This window comes from Haloferax marinum (genome assembly GCF_009674625.1).
Taxonomy (GTDB): domain Archaea; phylum Halobacteriota; class Halobacteria; order Halobacteriales; family Haloferacaceae; genus Haloferax; species Haloferax marinum.
Genome location: NZ_WKJQ01000001.1, coordinates 271674 through 291306, shown reverse-complemented (window position 1 = coordinate 291306; position 19633 = coordinate 271674). Strand labels below are relative to the sequence as shown.

18 protein-coding genes are annotated in these 19633 nt (G+C 62.5%); 6 read left to right on the top strand and 12 right to left on the bottom strand.

Features of this window, described 5'->3' with window-relative positions:
* The first annotated feature begins 250 nt into the window (after positions 1-250).
* The 6 genes from glpA to ptsH1 all read left to right on the top strand — a co-directional run bounded on the left by glpA (position 251) and on the right by ptsH1 (position 7811).
* Positions 251-1963: an anaerobic glycerol-3-phosphate dehydrogenase subunit GlpA gene (glpA, locus tag GJR99_RS01460; RefSeq protein ID WP_151108903.1), complete on the top strand. Its 1713-nt coding sequence runs from the start codon at positions 251-253 to the stop codon at positions 1961-1963.
* Positions 1950-3218 (top strand): glycerol-3-phosphate dehydrogenase subunit GlpB, encoded by a 1269-nt coding sequence (gene glpB / locus GJR99_RS01455; protein WP_151108902.1) that lies wholly within the window; start codon positions 1950-1952, stop codon positions 3216-3218. Before glpA ends, glpB begins: the two co-directional genes overlap by 14 nt.
* The gene (locus GJR99_RS01450) at positions 3215-4525 is read left to right on the top strand and encodes an anaerobic glycerol-3-phosphate dehydrogenase subunit C (protein ID WP_151108901.1); all 1311 of its coding nucleotides are present in this window, start codon (positions 3215-3217) and stop codon (positions 4523-4525) included. The genes glpB and GJR99_RS01450 overlap by 4 nt, the downstream gene beginning before the upstream one ends.
* Before the next feature lie 360 nt (positions 4526-4885).
* Positions 4886-6424, top strand: a complete 1539-nt coding sequence (glpK, locus tag GJR99_RS01445; RefSeq protein ID WP_151108900.1) for a glycerol kinase GlpK — start codon at positions 4886-4888, stop codon at positions 6422-6424.
* Between the two features lie 3 nt (positions 6425-6427).
* Entirely contained in the window at positions 6428-7444 is a 1017-nt protein-coding gene (locus tag GJR99_RS01440) for a hypothetical protein (RefSeq protein WP_151108899.1), read from the top strand.
* 91 nt (positions 7445-7535) lie between these two features.
* Positions 7536-7811, top strand: coding sequence for a phosphocarrier protein HPr (ptsH1, locus tag GJR99_RS01435; protein ID WP_151108898.1), 276 nt, complete (start codon positions 7536-7538; stop codon positions 7809-7811).
* Positions 7812-7833: 22 nt separating this feature from the next.
* Here the strand turns inward: ptsH1 and dhaM are convergent, their stop codons facing one another.
* The 12 genes from dhaM to GJR99_RS01375 all read right to left on the bottom strand — a co-directional run bounded on the left by dhaM (position 7834) and on the right by GJR99_RS01375 (position 19612).
* The gene (gene dhaM / locus GJR99_RS01430; protein WP_151108897.1) at positions 7834-8220 is read right to left on the bottom strand and encodes a dihydroxyacetone kinase phosphoryl donor subunit DhaM; all 387 of its coding nucleotides are present in this window, start codon (positions 8218-8220) and stop codon (positions 7834-7836) included.
* Positions 8217-8915 (bottom strand): dihydroxyacetone kinase subunit DhaL, encoded by a 699-nt coding sequence (gene dhaL, locus GJR99_RS01425; protein WP_151108896.1) that lies wholly within the window; start codon positions 8913-8915, stop codon positions 8217-8219. The genes dhaM and dhaL overlap by 4 nt, the downstream gene beginning before the upstream one ends.
* 99 nt (positions 8916-9014) lie before the next feature.
* The gene (dhaK, locus tag GJR99_RS01420) at positions 9015-10016 is read right to left on the bottom strand and encodes a dihydroxyacetone kinase subunit DhaK (RefSeq protein ID WP_151108895.1); all 1002 of its coding nucleotides are present in this window, start codon (positions 10014-10016) and stop codon (positions 9015-9017) included.
* Positions 10017-10126: 110 nt separating this feature from the next.
* The gene (gene ileS, locus GJR99_RS01415) at positions 10127-13258 is read right to left on the bottom strand and encodes an isoleucine--tRNA ligase (protein WP_151108894.1); all 3132 of its coding nucleotides are present in this window, start codon (positions 13256-13258) and stop codon (positions 10127-10129) included.
* 406 nt (positions 13259-13664) lie between these two features.
* Positions 13665-13970: a hypothetical protein gene (locus GJR99_RS01410; protein ID WP_151108893.1), complete on the bottom strand. Its 306-nt coding sequence runs from the start codon at positions 13968-13970 to the stop codon at positions 13665-13667.
* A 46-nt stretch (positions 13971-14016) separates the two neighbouring features.
* On the bottom strand, positions 14017-14295 hold the full coding sequence (locus GJR99_RS01405; RefSeq protein WP_151108892.1) for an ArsR/SmtB family transcription factor: 279 nt from the start codon (positions 14293-14295) through the stop codon (positions 14017-14019).
* 105 nt (positions 14296-14400) lie between these two features.
* Positions 14401-15810, bottom strand: coding sequence for a DUF4397 domain-containing protein (locus GJR99_RS01400; RefSeq protein WP_151108891.1), 1410 nt, complete (start codon positions 15808-15810; stop codon positions 14401-14403).
* Positions 15811-16007: 197 nt separating this feature from the next.
* Positions 16008-16463, bottom strand: coding sequence for a hypothetical protein (locus GJR99_RS01395; RefSeq protein WP_151108890.1), 456 nt, complete (start codon positions 16461-16463; stop codon positions 16008-16010).
* 66 nt (positions 16464-16529) lie between these two features.
* Positions 16530-17015: an acyl-CoA thioesterase gene (locus tag GJR99_RS01390; RefSeq protein ID WP_151108889.1), complete on the bottom strand. Its 486-nt coding sequence runs from the start codon at positions 17013-17015 to the stop codon at positions 16530-16532.
* Between the two features lie 55 nt (positions 17016-17070).
* Positions 17071-17514, bottom strand: a complete 444-nt coding sequence (locus GJR99_RS01385) for a bifunctional nuclease family protein (RefSeq protein WP_151108888.1) — start codon at positions 17512-17514, stop codon at positions 17071-17073.
* A gap of 79 nt (positions 17515-17593) precedes the next feature.
* Entirely contained in the window at positions 17594-18217 is a 624-nt protein-coding gene (locus tag GJR99_RS01380) for an ArsR/SmtB family transcription factor (RefSeq protein WP_151108887.1), read from the bottom strand.
* Between the two features lie 72 nt (positions 18218-18289).
* Positions 18290-19612, bottom strand: a complete 1323-nt coding sequence (locus GJR99_RS01375; protein WP_151108886.1) for a glycerate kinase type-2 family protein — start codon at positions 19610-19612, stop codon at positions 18290-18292.
* Positions 19613-19633 lie beyond the last annotated feature (21 nt).

The window sequence follows — 19633 nt, the reverse complement described above, 5'->3', positions numbered from 1 at the left end:
CAACAGGTCAATATCACCAGTTTGGCGCTGGAGACCGGGGGCGATTCCGGAACCAGCAGTAACTAATTCGAACGATGATTTAAGATTTCTGGACGTATTTATAGACCACGAATATTGGGCCTGCAACGCAAATAATCGGGGTGTGACCGGTGGTAAATTCTGGAAAACTGCTCGATTTTCTGAAACGTCCCGATAACGAGAACAGTGAAGATAAAATAAAGTGCTGGCAAACGTAGTTCACGAAAGACGGATGACTAAATCGCCGAGCGTCCTCGTCATTGGCGGGGGGTCGACCGGGACAGGTATCGCACGGGACCTTGCGATGCGTGGCCTGGACGTGACCCTCGTCGAGAAGGGGAATCTCACACACGGGACGACGGGGCGGATGCACGGTCTTCTCCACAGCGGTGGTCGGTACGCGGTGTCCGACCAACCGTCTGCGAAAGAGTGCATCGTAGAAAACCGCGTCCTCAGACGAATCGCGGGCCATTGCGTCGAGATGACGGGCGGACTGTTCGTCCAGCGCCCGGAAGACTCCGACGAGTACTTCGAACAGAAACTAGAGGGGTGCCGCGAGTGTGGTATCCCCGCCGAAGTTCTGTCGGCCGAGGAGGCCCGCGAAGTAGAACCGTACCTCGCGAAAGACATCAAGCGAGCCATCAAGGTTCCGGACGGAGCTATCGACCCATTCCGTCTCTGTGTCGCCAACGCGGCGAGTGCCATCGAACACGGGGCACGAATCGAGACACACTCCGAAGTCACCGACGTACTCATCGAAGACGGCGAAGTCGTCGGCGTCGAAGTGACACACAAATCCGGGTCGGGGCCGTACGTCCACGGGCAACCCGGTGAAGTCGAAGAGATTCGCGCCGACTACGTCGTCAACGCGACTGGCGCGTGGGCGGGCCAAGTCGGCGACCTCGCCGGCGTCGACGTCGAGGTCCGTCCCTCGAAGGGCGTCATGACCATCATGAACACCCGGCAGGTCGATACGGTCGTCAACCGCTGCCGACCGAAGGGCGATGCCGACATCATCGTTCCGCACGAGACGACGTGTATCCTCGGCACGACGGACGAAGAAGTCGAAGACCCAGAAGACTACCCCGAAGAGGGGTGGGAAGTCGACCTGATGATAGACACGCTCTCGGAACTCGTTCCGATGCTGAAAGACGCACGGACGATTCGTTCGTTCTGGGGCGTTCGACCGCTCTACGAACCGCCGGGAACGGGGACGGAAGACCCGACGGACATTACCCGCGAGTTCTTCCTCCTCGACCACGACCAGCGTGACGACCTCCCCGGCATGACGAGCATCGTCGGCGGGAAACTCACGACCTACCGGATGATGGCCGAGAAGATTTCGGACCACGTCTGCGAGAAACTCGACGTCGAAGCCGAGTGCCGCACCGCAGACGAACCGCTTCCGGGGAGTGAGGACTTCACCGTCCTCCGCGACTACATGGACGACTTCAACCTCCGGTCGCCAATCGGCCGTCGGTCGGTCCAGCGACTCGGGTCGCGCGCCGACGACGTGCTGAACAGCATGGAACCGAATCCCGTCGTCTGTGAGTGCGAAGCCGTCACTCGCGCCGAGATTCACGACGCACTGGAGTCGGCGGGGACAGACCTCAACTCGGTCCGAATCCAGACGCGTGCCTCGATGGGGAACTGTCAGGGCGCGATGTGCTGTCACCGGATGGCGAACGAACTCGCCCCCGAGTACGACGAACCGACGGTTCGGGCCTCGCTCGACGACCTGTATCAGGAGCGCTGGAAGGGCGAACGCCACGCCATGTGGGGCGAACAACTCTCACAATCTGCACTCAAACACATGCTACACGCCACGACGATGAACCGCGACGAAGACCCGGCGTCGGCAGATGGAGACATCGACTTCGCGGCGTTCGATGGCGGAGCAGTCACTGACGGCGGTCGTACGGGGGGTTCCAATGGCGATAACTGACGACGTACTCGTCATCGGCGGCGGTATCGCGGCCTGCACCGCGGCGTTGTCTGCCGCAGAGACCGGCGCACGTGTACGCTTGCTCGCCCACAAGAAGAGTACGCTCCGACAGGCCAGTGGCCTCGTCGACGTACTCGGGTACGCCGGTGGCGACGGTCCCTTCGCGGACCCGTTCGCTGGCCTCGACTCGCTCCCGGACGGCCACCCGTACTCGGTAGTCGGTGAAGACGGCATCCGCGAAGGACTCCGCATCTTCGACGAGGCGGTTGGCGACGCGTACGAAGGCAGCCACACGGATTCGAACGCGCTCGTCGCGACACACGGGGGGACGGTGAAACCGACCGCTCGCTATCCCGAGTCGGTCGCGCCAGGCCTCGCGAGTGCGTCTGGAGACATGCTACTCGTCGGGTTCGAAGGACTCACCGACTTCGACGCACCAGTCGCTGCCGACCATCTGACGGCCGGAGGTGTCCCCTTCGACGTGCGCGGAACGACTATCTCGTTCCCCAAGTCGTTCCGGTCTGACGCGAAGGTCACGCGCTTCGCGAAGGCTCTCGACCGAGACGAAGACGTCGCAGGAGGAACCGTACGTTCTGTTCTTGCCGACACCGTCGCCGCCGAGTTAGACGGTGCGGACCGCGTCGGGTTCCCGGCCATGCTCGGCGACGACCACGACGAGGCAGTCCGCGACGAACTCGCAGACCGTCTCGGTGTCCAAGTCTTCGAAGTTCCGACGGGGCCGCCGAGTCTCCTCGGTCTCAAACTCGAAGACATGCTGTTCGAGGCTCTCGACGAGGCGGGCGTCCGCATCTCGTCGGGGAACCCCGCAGTCGACTTCGAAGCGAACGATGGTCGAATCGAGACCGTTCTGGTCGACCAGAAGAGTCGGTTGACGCCGTACGAGGCGGACCAAATCGTCCTCGCGACGGGTGGCCTCGTCGGCAAAGGACTCGACTCGAACCGCGAACACGTCACCGAACCGGTGTTCGGGTGTCACGTCCCACACCCCGCAGACCGTTACGAGTGGTCCGACTCCGACGCGTTCGGCGACCACGCGTTCGCCCGCTTCGGTGTCGTCGTCGACGACCAGTTGCGCCCGACCACCGAAGACAGTGAATCACAGTTCGAAAACCTGCGTGCGGCGGGCGGCGTCGTCGGCGGTGCCGACGTTGCACGCGAAAAATCCGCGAGTGGTGTCTCGCTGGCGACGGGTGCCGTCGCCGGCCGGCTCGCGGGCGAGGAGGCATCCCAATGAGCGACGCAGAATCACCGACGAATCCGTCACTGACTCCGGACGCACAGACTGAGGAATTCGAGGCCGTCGACGTGTTCGCCGAGAGCACCGACATGGACCTCCGTCCCGGTGCGGACAACTGTTACAAGTGCACTGCCTGTGACATCTCCTGTCCAGTCGCGGAAGTCGACGACGAGTTCCCCGGCCCCAAGTTCCAGGGGCCAGAGCAGTGGCGCCTCAAGCGGAAAGAAGACGCCGCAGTCGACGACTCCATCATGTCGTGTTCGAACTGTATGCGCTGTGACGACGCCTGTCCGTCTGGCGTTCCGCTCAGCCAGATGCACAACACGGCCCGCGGCGAGTACGTCGACGAAGTGATGGAGAAGTTCTCGCGGGAGTACATCCGCAATCGTATCCTCGCGAACTACGGGACGCTGGCCCAACTGGGCAGTATGTTCCCGCGCCTGACGAACGCCGTCATGGGCAACTCGCTCGTCCAGAAAGTCAACGAGAAGGTCCTCGGAATCACCGCCGAACGCGACTTCCCCGAGTTCGCAACGCAGACGTTCCGCGAATGGTGGCAAGAACGCGGCGGCCCACAGGTCCGCTCCGAAGACAAGCGCGTCGCCTACTTCCACGGGTGTTACTCCAACTACAACACGCCCGAAGTCGGGAAGGCGATGGTCCGCGTCTTCGAGTCGTTCGGCTACGAAGTCGTCGTCCCCAAACAGCGCTGTTCTGGGACGCCGATGTTCGCCAACGGCATGTTAGACGACGCGAAGCGCGCCGCCGGCATCAACGTCGAGAACTTCGCTGGCCTCATCCCCGAGGGCTACGACATCATCGCGTCGTGTACCTCGTGTTCGATGTCGCTCCGACAGGAGTATCCCGAACTGTTCGACATCGACGGTATCCGCGACCTGTCGGAACACACCTACGACGCGCTCGAGTATCTCCGCATCCACGAAGACATCGAGAGTGAGGTTCGTGAGGCGTCCGTCTCCGACCAGTCGTTCGCCTACCACGCCCCGTGTCACGGTCGTAACCAAGGTCTCGACCGACAGGCAGTGGAACTGTTCCGCGAACTCGATGGCGTCGAAATCGAGGACGTGGGCGACTCCTGTTCGGGTATCTCTGGGACGTACGGGTGGAAAGAAGAGAAGTACGACAAGTCGATGCAGATTGGCGCAGATATGTTCGACCACATGGAACACGCCGCGGGCAACGTCGGCATGACCGAGTGTCCCACCTGTTCGATGCAGATGGAACACGGCACCGGATACGACGTCAAACACCCACTGCAACTCCTCGAAGAAGCGCTGGTCTAATCGCGCCGGACCTTCTACCGCGGCGCTCCGTCAGTTCTACCGCGGTCCCCCGTCAGTTCCACCTCGTGGGTCACCAGTGTTCGATTCGCACCTTCGAGATGTCGGTCACCCTCGGTTCGTGCCCGTGAACCCGACTCAAGAAACCCCGCAAAATCAATGCAGAGGGTTGACACGCGAATAGGACCATAACGAGCGCCAGTACGAAATAATTCTCCAGATATTGGCCGGTTAGAACACTATCGGGACAAATGACTATCGCCGGTGGGTACTCAGGAGTAAAGAAACTTTTATCATATAATTTGTACATGTTCAATGTGGTCGGACTCTCACGCAGAGAGTTCGAATCGAGGTTGGTTAGCAATGTCAGGAGAAACTTACGTCGGTGCCATCGACCAGGGTACCACAGGAACGCGGTTCATGGTGTTCGACCACGACGGGAAAGTGGTCGCGAACGCATACGAAAAGCACGAACAGATCTACCCCGAACCAGGTTGGGTCGAACACGACGCCAACGAGATCTGGGAGAACACGAAGGAGGTAATCGGCGAGGCACTCGAGAGCGCGAATCTCGAGGCCGAGCAACTCGAAGCAATCGGTATCACGAACCAGCGTGAGACGACCGTCGTCTGGGACCGCGAGACGGGGCAACCGATTCACAACGCAATCGTCTGGCAGGACCGCCGGACGACCGACCGAATCGAGACGCTCGAAGAAGAGGGCAAGAAAGACGACGTCCAGCAGAAGACGGGCCTCGAACCCGACGCGTACTTCTCTGCGACGAAGGCAGAGTGGCTTCTCGACAACTCTGACCCCATCAAACTGCAGCGCGCTCGTCCCGCAGACGTTCGCGAGCGTGCCGAAGAAGGTGAACTTGCCTTCGGTACCATCGACACGTGGCTCATCTACAAGCTGACGGGCAACCACATCACTGACGTCACGAACGCCTCCCGGACCATGTTGTTCAACATCCACGACATGGACTGGGACGACGAACTCCTCGAGGAGTTCAACGTCCCACGGGAGATGGTTCCGGAAGTCCGTCCGTCGTCCGACGACGACTACTACGGAACGACCGACGCAAGCGGCTTCATGGGCGCCGAAATCCCCGTCGCGGGTGCGCTCGGTGACCAGCAAGCAGCACTGTTCGGTCAGACCTGTTTCGACGCAGGTGACGCCAAGAACACCTACGGTACCGGGTCGTTCATGCTGATGAACACCGGCGAAGAGGCCGTCATGTCGGAACACGGTCTCCTCACGACCGTCGGGTTCCAGCGCTCCGGTGAGCCTGTCCAGTACGCACTCGAAGGCTCCATCTTCATCACGGGCGCCGCAATCGAGTGGCTCGAAGACATGACGCTCATCGAGGACGCTGCAGAGTCCGAGAAACTCGCTCGCTCCGTCGACTCGACGGACGGCGTCTACTTCGTCCCGGCGTTCGCCGGCCTCGGTGCCCCGCACTGGGACCAGCGTGCTCGCGGGACTATCGTCGGCATGACGCGCGGCACTCGTCGCGAACACATCGTCCGCGCGACGCTCGAATCCATCGCGTTCCAGACGCGCGACGTCGCCGAAGCGATGGTCGAAGACAGCGACATCGACCTCTCGAGCCTCCGTGTCGACGGTGGTGCAGTCAAGAACAACTTCCTCTGTCAGCTCCAGTCGAACATCCTCGACACCGAAATCGTCCGTCCAGAAGTCGACGAGACGACCGCACTCGGTGCTGCCTACGCTGCCGGCCTCGCCGTCGGGTACTGGGAGACGCTGGACGAACTTCGCGCGAACTGGCAGGTCGACCGCGAGTTCAACCCGTCGAACCCACAGAACGTCGAGCACCGCTACGGTCGCTGGAAGGAAGCAGTCGAGCGCTCCCTCGACTGGGCACGCGATAGCGAGGAGTAATCGATGGCACTTCAAGACCTCTGGGCCATCGAGATGATCATCGCCGCCTTCGCTGGCGGCGCATTCGGCGCAGCAATCGGTGCACTGCCCGTCTTCATCTTCACCGGCTTCGCAGTCATCGCCGGTGAAGTGGCGTCGTACGTCGACGCAGACGCGGGTGCAATCACCGGTGCCGTCGCGTTCGGTGTTCCGTTCTCCCCGGCAATCAGTTTCGCCGGCGGTGCAGCGGCGGCCGCCTACGCGGCCAACCGTGGTTACATCGACAGCGGCTTCGACTACCACAAAGCCAAGGACATCGGCTTCGCACTCGGTTCGAAACCCGACGTGCTCGCAGTCGGTGGTGTCTTCGGTATCATCGGTTACTGGCTGACCGTCCTCTCGGGGTCGTTCAGCATGCCGTACGACCACATCGCGATGGGTGTGACGCTCTCGGCGCTCCTCCACCGCGCTGTCTTCGGCTACGACATCATCGGGAAGGTCCGCGGCGACGGCTACTTCGACATGACGCCGTTCGAGCGCGGTGAGACTCGCGGCGGTGCCGTCGCAGACGGCGGCGAGAGTGGACGCCTGAGCGTCGAGCCGTGGCTTCCGAACATGTACAAGTGGCAGGAAGTGGGCGCTATCGGCGTCGTGATGGGAATCGTCGCGGCGTACATCGCACTCGTCACCGGGAGTCCGTTCCTCGCGTTCGGTATCTCGGCGGCCAGTCTGCTGTTCCTCAACCTCGGCGTCGAGCGCGTCCCCGTGACGCACCACATGGCGCTGCCCGGTTCGACGGCGGCGCTCGCGTGGACGTCTGGGGCCGCAGAACTCGGTATCGTCGCACTCGTCATCGGCGGTGTGTTCGGCGGTATCTGCGCGCTCTTCGGTGAGGCGTTCCAGCGTGTCTTCTACTCGCACGGCGACACCCACTGGGACCCACCGGCGGCCGCGATCGTCTTCGGGACGTTCCTCATCGCGGTTCTCGCGATCGTGGGAATCTTCCCGAGTTCGTCGTGGGTCGCCACGCTCGGAATGTAACGCACGGCACGAACACACAGCTACCTTCCATTTTTTGGCGCGATGTTCCGCAACCACCAGTGATAACGCATCGGCGTCGGTACCAACAGCTATGGAACGAATCGTCACTGTCGTCCCGAAAGCCGGTCTGCACGCACGCCCAGCATCGCGGTTCGTCGAGACTGCCAACTCGTTCGACGCCGACGTCCAACTCGGCCGCGCCGAAGACGACGGACTCGTCTCCGCTGCCAGTATGCTCGCAGTAACTGGGCTCAACGTCTCTCACGGTGAAGACGTGCGTCTCGTTGCAGACGGCGACGACGCCGAATCCGCGCTCGACGCGCTCGAAGAAGTGCTCTCGACGCCCGAGTCAGACGACGAAGAGTGAAGAATCAGACGAGAGCGCCGAGTCAGTTCAGTTTTCGGTACTCTCGTGCCTCTTCGGCGCGGTCGACGACGGACTGAATCGTCGCTTTCTTGCTCGTCGTCTCCACCGCGGCGTTGAGTGTTCCTTCGAGAATCGGTGCGTCGGCAATCGCCGCGTTCACGTCGGCCGCCATCTCGATCGCGAGTTCTGTGTTCATCACGGCGCTCCCCAAGTCGACGAGTACGACGACACCGTCGCCGTCGTCTGCCTCCTCGAGACCCGCACGGATGCGGTCGGGTGACGTGCCGATACCGTCTTCGTCTCCACCGGCGGGGACGATTCGAGCATTCCCACCGCCCATCTGTGCGGCGACCTCTGCGATTCCCTCGGCCGCGCTCGCGCTGTGCGAGACGACGACGAGTCCGATCATTCGTCCCTCCGAACGGCGTTGTCTGCACGTGCGTCACGGACGACGTCGCCATCGAGATACTCCTCGGCAGTCGCTAGCAGTTCTTCCATGATGAACAGCGTACTCGTCGCGCCAGGGTCTTGATGACCGACAGAGCGCCAGTCGAGGAAGGATGCTCGGCCCTTCAGCGCCTTGATTGGCGTGGTGAACGCGACACCTCGTTCGGCGGCGTCGACGGCTTTCGCGAGCGCCTCCAGTGGTGGGAGGTCGTCCTGTTCGACAGATTTCTTGTAGGTGTGGACTGCCGGCACGAGCGCGTCGACCATCGTCTTCGACCCGACCTGCGCACCACCGCGGTCTTTCACCTTGTCCAGATACGCCTCGGCAAACGCCACCGAGCTTTCGGTGGTGATGCCGCCTTCGAGTTCCTGGCTGGCGAACATAATCGACCCGCCGTAGAGTGGACCGGACGCGCCGCCAACGTTCGAGATGAGCGTCGTCCCGATGTTCTTGACGACTTCGTGGGGTTCCATCTCGGAGAAGTCGTCGCGCTTTTCGGCCGCTTTCGAAAAGCCGCGTTGCATGTTCGACCCGTGGTCAGCGTCGCCAATTGCGGAGTCGAGGTCGGTGAGATACGATTTTTCGTCGGTGAGTCGCGTCGAAACGTTGTCGAGCGCCTCCAACACCGCTTCACGTTGTGTATCAACGTCGGCCATGTCGCTTCATTCGTACCCCGGTCGTTAATCCCTTGCCCCGCTTCCAGGTCCGCGAAAAATCAGGAAAAAGTCCGTCTCGACCGTGCGCTCGTCGTCGGACTACTCTTCAGTGACCGTGAGCGCCGGCGTCTTCGCCGGTGCGGCGAGGAGTTCTTTGAGTTCGTCGTCGACGCGGAGGACGGAGACCGAACATCCCATCATATCGAGCGAGGTCATGTAGTCGCCGACCCACGCGTCCCAGGTCTCGATACCGCGTTCGTCGAGCATCGACTGGAGTTTGCGGTTGACGATGTAGAGTTCCGACAGCGGGGTTCCACCCATGCCGTTGACCATCGTGACGACTTCTTCGCCCTCGTCGAGGTCGAGGTCGTCGAGGACGTTTTCGGTCAGATGTTCGGTTATCTCGTCGGCACTCATGATGTCGGCGCGTTCGGTCCCCGGTTCGCCGTGGATACCGATGCCGAGTTCGATTTCGTCGTCGCCGAGGTCGAACGTGGGTTCGCCTTTCTCGGGCGTGATACACGAGGTGAGAGCCATCCCCATCGTTCGGACGTTGTCGATGACGTTCTCTGCGACCGCTTTGACCTCTCCGAGGTCCGCGCCCTGGGCCGCCTTCGCGCCGGCACACTTGTGGACGAAAATCGTGCCTGCGACACCGCGGCGACCCGAGGTGTACAGGGAGTCTTCGACCGCGACGTCGTCGTTGACGACGACTTGCTCGACTTCGACATCCTCCATCCCCGCCATCTCCGCGGCGGTGTCGAAGTTCATCACGTCGCCTTCGTAGTTCTTGACGACACAGAGGACGCCCGCGCCCGAGTCGGTCGCCTGAATCATCTCGTTCAGTTGGTCGGCGGTCGGCGAGGTGAACACTTCTCCTGCTGCGGCACCGTCGAGCATCCCCTCACCGAGATATCCCGCGTGTGTGGGTTCGTGGCCGGACCCACCGCCGGAGACGATTGCGACTTTCCCATCGACCGGCGCGTCGCCGCGGACGAGGACGTTCGTCCCATCGAGTCGGCGCAGTTCGGGGTGCGCCGCTACCATTCCATCGAGCATCTCGTCTACGACCGCTCCGGGTTCGTTGATGAGTTTCTTCATGGTCCACATTATCTATTGGACGATTCGACCAAAAGTGTTCGTCAAGCTGAAGGCTCATCGAGCCAAGATGTGTGGGAAAATTGGATGGTTAGGACGGGTTCGGTGTGTGCTTAGTCGAGTCGCGTGACCGCGATGGTCACCGACACGTCTTCGACGTCCCACTCTTCGACGGTATCTCCGTCGGCAGTTCCGAGTTCGAACTCGCGCGCGCGAACTTCCGACGCGATGAGGTCGGCGTTCTCCTCGACGAATCCGGTGACGCGGTCGTCTTCGACGACGACGCCCACGTCGATTTCTTCTTCGACGTCGAGGTCGAGTTGCTTGCGCATCTCCTGGATGCGGCGGATGACGTCGCGGGCGTAGCCCTCGGACTCGATGTCGTCGGTGAGCGCGGTGTCCACGTAGACGGTGCCACCTTCGAAGTCGGCACCGACGACGTTCTCCGGCGGCTCTTTGACGTACGAGACCATCTCGTCGGTGAGTTCGTACGTCTCACCGTCGACGTCGACGCCTGCTTCCACGTCGGCGCGGGTGAGACCTTCGACGGCCTCCATAATCTTCTGCGCCTCGGCCCCGAACTCCGGCCCGATGACGCTCATCTGCGGTTCGGCCGTCTCGACGAGTTCGTCGAACACCTCGCACACCTCCACCGAGCGCGTGTTCACACGCTCAGAGAGGAGGTCAGAGAGGGCTTCGACGGCTTCAGCGACGTCTTCGTCGTCAGACTCGACGACGATGCGCGAGACGGGCCAGCGGAGTTTGCGGCCACCCAGTTGGCGCGCGTGGGCCGCCGCCTCTTCGACGTCGCGAAGGACCGCCATGTTGGTTTCGAGCGTCTCGTCGCGCAGGTCCTCGTCGACCTCGGGGTACGAGAGCATGTGGACCGTCGTCTCGCCGCCGTCGAGACGCTGGTACATGCGCTCGGCCATGTACGGTGCGTACGGAGCGATGAGTTGGATGGACTCAGCGAGTACCGTCGAGAGCGTCGCGTACGCGCCGAGTTTGGAGTCGGACTCCTCTTCGTCCCACATGCGCTCGCGGATTGCCTTCACGTAGAAGCGCGAGACGTCCTGCGTGATGAAGTCGAGAAGCGTGTTGAGCGCCGTGTGGACCTGGTAGTCGTCCCACGCCTCGTGCATCTCGGCTTTGACGGTCTGGAGACGTGAGAGCACCCACTGGTCGACGACGGTGAGTTCACCCTCCGAGAGGTCTGCTTCGGCCGGGTCGTAGCCGTCGAGGTCCATGTACGGCAGTGGGAAGCGGAAGACGTTCCAGAAGATGTTGAGCGTCGACTGCATGTCGGCGAGGCCCTCCCACTCGAACGAGAGGTCCACACCCTGCTGGTCGTGCGAGAGGAGGTAGGCGCGAAGCGGGTCGCGGCCGGCGCGGTCGATTGCCTCCTCGGGGGTGACGATGTTGCCGACGGACTTCGACATCTTGCGACCGTTCTTGTCGTTGGCGAACCCGTGCATGATGACCTCCTTGTACGGTGACTCGCCGGTCGCGGCGGTTCCCATGCCGAGTTGCGACCAGAACCAGCCGCGCGTCTGGTCGTGCGCCTCGATGATGAGGTCGGCGGGCCACAGTTCCTCGTAGTCTTCCGTCTCACTCGGGAAGTTGAGCGTACCCCACGTGGCGACCGAGGAGTCGATCCACACGTCGAACACGTCGGGGACGCGCTCGTAGGTCACACCGTCTTCGGTGATGGTGAGCGGGTCCACGGATGGTCGGTGGAGGTCCACCGTCTCGGCGTCGATATCCTGGTCGACGCGCTCTGCGAGTTCCTCGCGCGTGCCGACGACTATCATCTCTTTTGCGCCCTCGGCGTCGGGGTCTTGCGGGACCCAGATAGGCAGTGGGATACCCCAGTAGCGCTGCCGGGAGATGTTCCAGTCGGGGGCGTCGCTCACGAAGTCGCGGAAGCGGTTGTCGCGGGCCCACTGTGGGTGCCACTCGGACTCCTCGATGTTGTCCAGCAGTTGGTCTTTCACGTCGGTAATCGTGATGAACCACTGGTCGGTGGCGAGGAAGATGATGTCCGTGTCACAGCGCCAACAGTGACCGTAGCGGTGGTCGTGCTCGCCGGCGTGGAGCAGGTGGCCGCGCTCGTCGAGGTCCTCGATGACCATCGGGTTGGCGTCGCGGACGAACGTGCCCGCGTAGTCGCCGCCCTGTTCGGTGAACTCGCCTTTGTCGTCGACGGGGACGAACACGTCGAGGCCGAGTTCCTGGCCGCGGGCGAAGTCTTCTTGACCGTGACCAGGTGCGGAGTGGACGAGACCCGTCCGGTCTGCTTCGACGTAGTCGGCGGTGTAGACTTCTCCAGCGCCTTCGAAGTCGGCGTATTCGCCGAGCACGTCGGCGAGCGGGTGGTCGTACTCCCAGCCGACCATCTCTTCGCCGGTGAGTTCGTCGAGGACTTCGTAGTCCTCGTAGCGACCCTTCTTCAGGACGCCCTCGACACATGGTTCGGCGATGTAGAGCACTTCACTCTCGCCGTCTTTCTCTGCGCGGACGGCTTGATAGGTCATCTCCTCGGCGACGGCGACGAAGGTGTTCGCCGGGATGGTCCACGGCGTCGTCGTCCAGATGACGAGGTTGCCCTCGCGACCCGTCAGCGGGAACTTGACGTAGATAGACGGCGACGTGATTTCGTCGTACTCGACTTCGTTCGCAGCGATGGCGGTCTGACAGCGCGGACAGTAGTTGACGCTGCGTTTGCCCTGTTCGAGCAAGCCGTTGTCGGCGACGTTCGAGAACGCCCACCACGCGGCCTCCATGTACTCCGGAGACAGCGTCTCGTAGGGGTCGTCCCAGTCCATCCACGTACCGATAGACTGGAAGTCCTCGTCCATCGCCTCGCGGTTGCGGACGGCGAACTCCTTGCACTTCTGGATGAACTGCTCCATGCCGAACTCCTCGATGTCGCGCTTGGAGGTGAAGCCGAGTTCCTCTTCGACTTTGACCTCGATGGGGAGGCCGTGCATGTCGTAGCCGGGACGGTCGGTGACCTGGTGCCCCGTCATGCGCTTGTGCCGGATGACCGCGTCCTTCAGCGTCTTGTTCCACGCCGTGCCCAGGTGCATCTGGCCGGACGTGTACGGCGGGCCGTCGACGAAGAAGAACGACGGGTCGTCGGCGTGTGCCTCCTTCGTCGCCTCGTACGCGTCGTTCTCGTCCCAGTACTCGCTGACGACGGACTCGACGTCCGACGGCGTGTACTGGTCTGCGATATCTTCCATACCCCGTCCTTCTCGTGGATATATATCAAAACGGCGGGTCTCGTCCGCGTCCGCGGGTCGGCCTTCCGTGTCACGTTCTGGCATGCCAGGACCTCCGGTTCGGAGTGGTGTGGCGGACCCGCCGCTGTCGGAACAGGGGTGTTCGTGTTCGATACGCCTGTCGGGTGGGGAATGTGTGTCGTTTCATACGATGTACTGCGGGCGCTCAGCGTCGATTCGGGACAGAACAGGGTGAGGAGAGGTGCGAGGCTAGTGCCCCGCAATAATGGACGACTGGGCGACAGAGAGGGGCGACTGGCGGGCCTCAGATAGGATGGCCGCAGTCGTCACGTGGCGTCGCATCGTAGTCGAAAACAGTGTCGCATCGGCATTAACGCTTACTCCGACAGTCGAAGTACGATGACGCTCAATCCCACGTCACCCACAGCAAGACACCGAGCGCGACCGATTGGAGGACGTGGATGCCCATCAACACCTGCCACGCGACGTCGGGCATCTCGGTGGCGAACCAGACCGAGAGCGTCGGGTCGACGAGGTAGTAGTAGAGTGCAAAGAGACTCTGTGCGAAGAGGAAGAAGCCGAAGACGACCAGTCCGAGTGCGTGCTTCGACCGGAACGTGACGAGGTTCCGTCCCCAGATTCCGAGGAGGACGACGAGGAAGACGGCACTGAGTCCGACAGAGAGACGGGCGATATCGACCCAGATGCTCATCGCAGTCGCTCCACTCGCTTCGACACGTCACTCGTCGTCTGTATGCTCATTCGTTTACCTGCGCGATTATTCGTTCGATAGTGTCCCAGTGTTGTCTCGTCTGCCCGGACGGGAGGTAGACCGCACCGTATCCAGTTCCGCTGTGTTCGACCAACCCGTTCTGGACGAGAACGTCGAGGTGATGCCGAACCGTCTTGTAGTCGAGTCGTAACTCCTCTGCGAGTCTGTTGGCGTTTCGTGGACGGTCGGCAAGCTCACGGAGGATTCTGATACGGTTTGCACCACCGCGCGTGCCGGTCAGTACGTACCAGAGGATTCCCTCCATCTCACCGTACTACGCGAGAGACGGACCTAAGCACATCGGCCAGTTGAGATGTTTAGGCGGTGAGAGGGCCGGAGGGTGCCGGAGAGCCCGAGGGTGCCGTTGGGATTAGTTGTCCGCGACGATTTGGAGGTCGAACCCCTCGTCCGTGGGTTCGTCGTCCGTCGTCAGGTAGCCCTGAGCGATGGCAGTGTACGCACGGCCACCTTCGGGTGCCACGTCGAACTCGGCCACGACGTCGCCGTCGTTCATGTCAGTCGCGCCGCGGATTTCGAGCGTGTACTCACCGGCGGGGACTTCGACCGTCGCCGTGTCACCGAAGGCCGCCCCATCGACGATGGCATCGCCGGTCGACTTGACGGTCACATCGACTGCAGGCGCGTCGGGAGACGCGTGGAAGACGCGGATACGGGACGTGTCGTCAGCGGGTGCCGAACGGTCGTCCTCGAGAATCGTGACGGTGAAGGGGTTCTCCGCGCCCGATTCGAGTTCACCGATTGCGGCGACGGTGTACGCGCCCGAGTCGAGCTCGAGATCCTCGTCGAAGACCACGGTGTCGGGGTCTCCGGCCGCCTGTATCGACACTTGATACGTTCCTGCGACCAACGAGAGGTAGTCGCTCACCGCTCCGAAGGGGACGTCCGTGAGGACGGCCGCCCCGTCGACGAGCACGTCGACGTTGGGTGCGTCGGGCGAGAGGTGCGCTGCGCGCACGAAGACGTCTAACAGACCGCCGCCGCCCGTGCCAGCGTCGACCACGGCGATTGGACGGAAGGCTTTGTCCATGGCGTCGTCGGGTGGTGAGAGGTATCCCGCGGCGAAGACAGTGTACACCGTTTCACCGGCGAGTTGGAGGTCGAACTCGGCGACTGCGTCGCCGTCGTTCGTCTCGGTGTCGCCTCTGACCTGTAACGTGTAGGTGTCGGCGGGTACCTCGACGGTTCCCGACTGGGTGAATTCGACGCCATCGAAGAGCGTCTGGTCGCCTGCGGTGATGTCCACTGCAGGGGCGTCGGGAGAGGCGTGGACGACGCGGACTCGCGCCACGTCGGCGTCTGGAATCGACACGTCGTCTTCGAGGACGAGCGGTTGGAACGTCTCTTCGCCGAGTTCACCGACTGCGGCGACTGTGTACGTCGCCTCGGCGACTTCGACGTCGCCTTCGAACGCGACGGTCGACTCGTCGCCTGCAGCGGTAATCTTCACCGAGTGAGGGCCGACGGCAACCGAGAGGTAGTCACTCACTGCACCGAACGGGACGTCGGTGAGTGCTACGGCCCCATCGACGTAGACGTCGACGTTGGGAGCGTCGGGTGAGAGGTGGGCCACACGGACCATCGCCATCTCCGACTCGGGAGTTGGCGTCGAGGTGGTCGTGTCCATCCCGGTGTCGGTCTGGGTCTCGTTTCCAGCCCCACCACCACCGGAGCTGTCTCCACCTGTGCAACCTGCTAATCCACCAATGATGGCGACACCACCGATTCCACGGAGTACCTGACGGCGCTTTATGTTCGTCATATCGACGAGCAGGGTGTTCGTCAGTGCCTATTTGAGGGTTTTCCCAAATCTCACCCAGAGGTCGCCAGCTGTCTCCCAAGTGTCTCCAGAGTGTCACCCAGAGACACCGGTTTTGTTCAGGAGACGAGGGCTGGAGAGAACTCTCGCGCAGTGGCAGTCTTTCGCTGGTCGAACGCCGGCCGTTCGGACACCCGTCTTCAGTCGAACTCCGGCAGGTCGTCGGGTGCTTCGTACGACGACTCCCAGTCGATGTACTCGTCTTTGAGCACGTCGCACACCACCTGGCCGAGTTCGGTGAGGCCCGCATTTATCGACGACACCTGTCCCCACGAGGTCAGTTTGGGGTGTAACTGCCGTTCCTTCCAGTCTTCGGGGATGCCCGGTGCGTGATAGCCCACTCTGTCGGCGAAGTCGTCCCAGAAGAAATCGAAGTACGTCAGCAAGTCGAGTTCGAGGACAACCTGCCACTGCTCGTCGGTGACGGGCGTCTCTTGGGCCCACGCTTCGAACGCCTCGGTCCACGCTCCCGCTTCGAGGAACTCCTCGAGTTCGGTTCGCTTGAAGTCGGCGTCGACTGCCACCTGTGCGTCTTCGTACTGGTTTGGGTCGACCTTCGGAAGCGACGGCGGGTCGGGGACTGAAACGTCGAGCATACGAGAGAGTGTGTCGTCTTCCCGGATAAGGGTTAGCCGGTGGATTGCGGTTCAGTCTCCCTGCCGTTACTGCTCCATCCGCTCGATGACGGACTCTAACTGGTCGGCGCGGGCCTCGACGGCCTCCTCGCGGAGTGCTTCTTCTTCGGCAGTCGGGCAGTCGAGACGGGGAACGGGCGTCGGTGTTCCCTCCTCGTCGAGCGCGACGAACGTCAGGAACGAGGTGGTCGTCTTGCGTACTTCGTCGGTCTTCGGGTTCTCCGCGTGGACGTCGACTTTCACGTCGATGCTCGTTCGTCCGACGTTGAAGACGTACGCCTCCATGACCGCAACCTCGCCCAGGTCGATAGCGCTGATGAAATCGACGTGGTCCATCGACGCGGTGACGCACTGTCGGTTCGAAAACCGCATCGCTGCAATCGCACCGCAGATGTCCATCCAGTGGAGGACGGCCCCACCGAGGGCGCGGCCGAGGTTGTTGGTGTCGTTGGGAAGGAGCAGTTCGGTCATCTCGGTGCGCGACTCCGCGAGCGTGGCGGTGGATTCGCTCATGCGAGAGGCGTCGAACCGAAGGGGCTTGAAATCGTAGGACCCGACCCGAAGTGAACTACTCGTCGGCGTCCACGTCGAACGCTTCGGGAGATTGGCCCGCAACGTCGAGTACGCCATCGGAGACGAGGATGGGGCAGTCGACACGAATCGCGAGCGAGATGGCGTCACTCGGGCGAGCGTCGAAGACGAACGTCTGGGCCTCACCGTCGGTGTATCGTTCGGCGTCGACCTTCGCGTAGAACGTTCCGTTGGAGATGTCGTCGATACGGATGCTGTCGATTGCACCGCCGAACTCGGTGACCATCTCCACGAGTAAATCGTGCGTCAGCGGACGCTCGAACTTCTCGCCAGAGAGGCCGAGCTGAATCGCTTGGGCCTGGTCCGACGTGATAACTATCGGAAGGAGTTCGTCACGTGCTTCGAGGATGACTGCGGGGACGTTCGACCCGTCCTCACCGACACCGACCCCGATACCACGGACCACGGCACGGTGTTTCATGCTACACTGTAGTTTCGCTGAGTACGAATAGTTACCCCAACGACTAGTAACGAACGAGAACCGCTCTGAGGGAGACCACTCAGCGACGGGACAGTTGGATAACTGCGATGGCGAGGAGGATGACGAGTCCACCCGCGAAGAACGCGAGACCGGGCGGGATTCCCTGTGCGACTGCCGGGGCCGCTTCGGCGGCCATCGACACCGCTTCGGCCTCCGCGCCGCCGGAGTCTGCGACGGGTGCGCCCGCGCCCGTACCGCCGAATCCGCGCGTCGCGAACCACTGGACCAACGCGGCGAGGAGTCCAAGGACGGCGACCCCACCGAGCAGACTACTCAAGATGCTCGCGACACCCGAACGAGTTTCTTCGGTTGCGGCGACGACGACGAGTGGTCTGTCGGAGGGGGCGTACACTTTCATCTCCCGGCCCTTCTCTGAGTAGACGGTGTCGATGACTTCGACGAGACCCGCGTCTTCGAGTTTTCTGAGGTGGTACTGGACGTTCTGGAGGGACGTCTCGACTCGGTCGGCCAGTTCCGCGGCGTTCGTCGGTTGCTCGTGGAGTTCGGCGAGAACGAGCCGCGCAGTCGTAGACGACAGCGCCGACAGGAGGTCGGACGCCTCGTCGTCACCGAGGCCGATGACCCGCGGCGAGGATTCGTCTGCGGAGGAGGTGTCGGGGGCGGAGGGCAGCAAACCTGCCATATACAAGCGATACTACACCGAAGGATACAAACTTGTTGTCCGTACCGTCACTCGGGGAGCGGGCGACTCACGTCACTCGCCTGCGCCGACGACCAACACACGGAGGTCGTTGACGTTGGTTCCGGTCGGTCCCGTCTCGACGAGCGCGTCAGCGTCCGCGAGAGCGGGCAGTGCGTCGTTCGACGCGAGCGCCGTGTGGGCGTCTCGCTGGTCGACCGACGACGAATCCACGATGGCACCTGCGACGTCCGTGCCGCCGTCGAGTCCGTCGCTGTCGATGCTCGCGAGGACCACGTCTTCGGGGAGTTCTGGACAGGCCGCGAGACAGAACTCGAGGTTCGGGCCGCCTGAGCCGTCGCCTCTGACGGTGACCGTACACTCACCACCAGAGAGAATCACCGAAGGCGACGATACGGGGTTTCCAGTCGCGAGAACCTCCTCTGCGACGGCGACGTGTGTCTTCGCCGCTTCGCGCGCCTCGCCGCGAACGCGCGAGGAGAGGATAATCGAGTCGTACCCTCGCTCGTCGGCCACGTCACGGGCGGCGTCGAGCGCGGTGAACGTATCGGCGAGGACGTGGTTGTCCACACGTTCGAACACGTCGTCACCGGGCTTGGGCGTCTCTGAGACCTCGCCTGCGGACCCGCGTGCGAGACGCGTTCTGACAGACTTCGGTACGTCGAGGTCGAATCGGTCCACGACGTCGAGTGCGTCGTCGTAGTACGTCTCGTCTGGTGCGGTCGGTCCAGAGGCGATGACGCCGAGGTCGTTGCCGACGACGTCCGAGAGGACGAGACCGACCACCGTCGCTGGCGACGCGAGTCGGGCGAGGCCACCACCCTTGAGCGTCGAGAGATGTTTTCTGACCGCGTTGAGTTCGTGAATCTCCGCACCGCTTTCGAGTAACTCGTCTGTGGTCTGCCGAAGGTCCGAAAGCGAGATGCCGTCGGCCGGTGCGGGAAGAATCGCGCTCGCGCCGCCGGTGATGGCAGCGAGGACGAGCGTCCGTTCGTCGAGGTTCGAGACGAGTTCGACGATGCGTCGGGTACTCTCGACACCGCGTTCCGAGGGGACGGGGTGGTCGCCGGGGAGGCGCTCGACGTGGGTGCCCTCACCAGGGTTCGGTGTGACGACGACGCCAGCGTCGATTCGGTCACCGAGGATTGCTTCGAGGGCGTCAGCGACACCGTCACCGGCTTTTCCACCACCGACGACGAGGATTCGGTCGTACGCCGTGAGGTCGTAGGTCGCACCCGCAACAGAGAGGAGGTCCCCGTCGAGCGAGAGTGACTCGTAGACGACGCGTTCGGGGAGAACCGCCTCGACGCCTGCTTGGAGACAGTCTACTGCCATCTCGTGAGCAGCGGTGGGTGTGTGCGCATCGAAATCCTGCATAGTTCGTGGGAGATGCCGACA

Coding starts and splice junctions, on each gene's coding strand:
- glpA (WP_151108903.1), top strand. CDS start 251: ATGACTAAATCGCCGAGCGTCCTCGTCATTGGCGGGGGGTCGACCGGG.
- glpB (WP_151108902.1), top strand. CDS start 1,950: ATGGCGATAACTGACGACGTACTCGTCATCGGCGGCGGTATCGCGGCC.
- GJR99_RS01450 (WP_151108901.1), top strand. CDS start 3,215: ATGAGCGACGCAGAATCACCGACGAATCCGTCACTGACTCCGGACGCA.
- glpK (WP_151108900.1), top strand. CDS start 4,886: ATGTCAGGAGAAACTTACGTCGGTGCCATCGACCAGGGTACCACAGGA.
- GJR99_RS01440 (WP_151108899.1), top strand. CDS start 6,428: ATGGCACTTCAAGACCTCTGGGCCATCGAGATGATCATCGCCGCCTTC.
- ptsH1 (WP_151108898.1), top strand. CDS start 7,536: ATGGAACGAATCGTCACTGTCGTCCCGAAAGCCGGTCTGCACGCACGC.
- dhaM (WP_151108897.1), bottom strand. CDS start 8,220: ATGATCGGACTCGTCGTCGTCTCGCACAGCGCGAGCGCGGCCGAGGGA.
- dhaL (WP_151108896.1), bottom strand. CDS start 8,915: ATGGCCGACGTTGATACACAACGTGAAGCGGTGTTGGAGGCGCTCGAC.
- dhaK (WP_151108895.1), bottom strand. CDS start 10,016: ATGAAGAAACTCATCAACGAACCCGGAGCGGTCGTAGACGAGATGCTC.
- ileS (WP_151108894.1), bottom strand. CDS start 13,258: ATGGAAGATATCGCAGACCAGTACACGCCGTCGGACGTCGAGTCCGTC.
- GJR99_RS01410 (WP_151108893.1), bottom strand. CDS start 13,970: ATGAGCATCTGGGTCGATATCGCCCGTCTCTCTGTCGGACTCAGTGCC.
- GJR99_RS01405 (WP_151108892.1), bottom strand. CDS start 14,295: ATGGAGGGAATCCTCTGGTACGTACTGACCGGCACGCGCGGTGGTGCA.
- GJR99_RS01400 (WP_151108891.1), bottom strand. CDS start 15,810: ATGACGAACATAAAGCGCCGTCAGGTACTCCGTGGAATCGGTGGTGTC.
- GJR99_RS01395 (WP_151108890.1), bottom strand. CDS start 16,463: ATGCTCGACGTTTCAGTCCCCGACCCGCCGTCGCTTCCGAAGGTCGAC.
- GJR99_RS01390 (WP_151108889.1), bottom strand. CDS start 17,015: ATGAGCGAATCCACCGCCACGCTCGCGGAGTCGCGCACCGAGATGACC.
- GJR99_RS01385 (WP_151108888.1), bottom strand. CDS start 17,514: ATGAAACACCGTGCCGTGGTCCGTGGTATCGGGGTCGGTGTCGGTGAG.
- GJR99_RS01380 (WP_151108887.1), bottom strand. CDS start 18,217: ATGGCAGGTTTGCTGCCCTCCGCCCCCGACACCTCCTCCGCAGACGAA.
- GJR99_RS01375 (WP_151108886.1), bottom strand. CDS start 19,612: ATGCAGGATTTCGATGCGCACACACCCACCGCTGCTCACGAGATGGCA.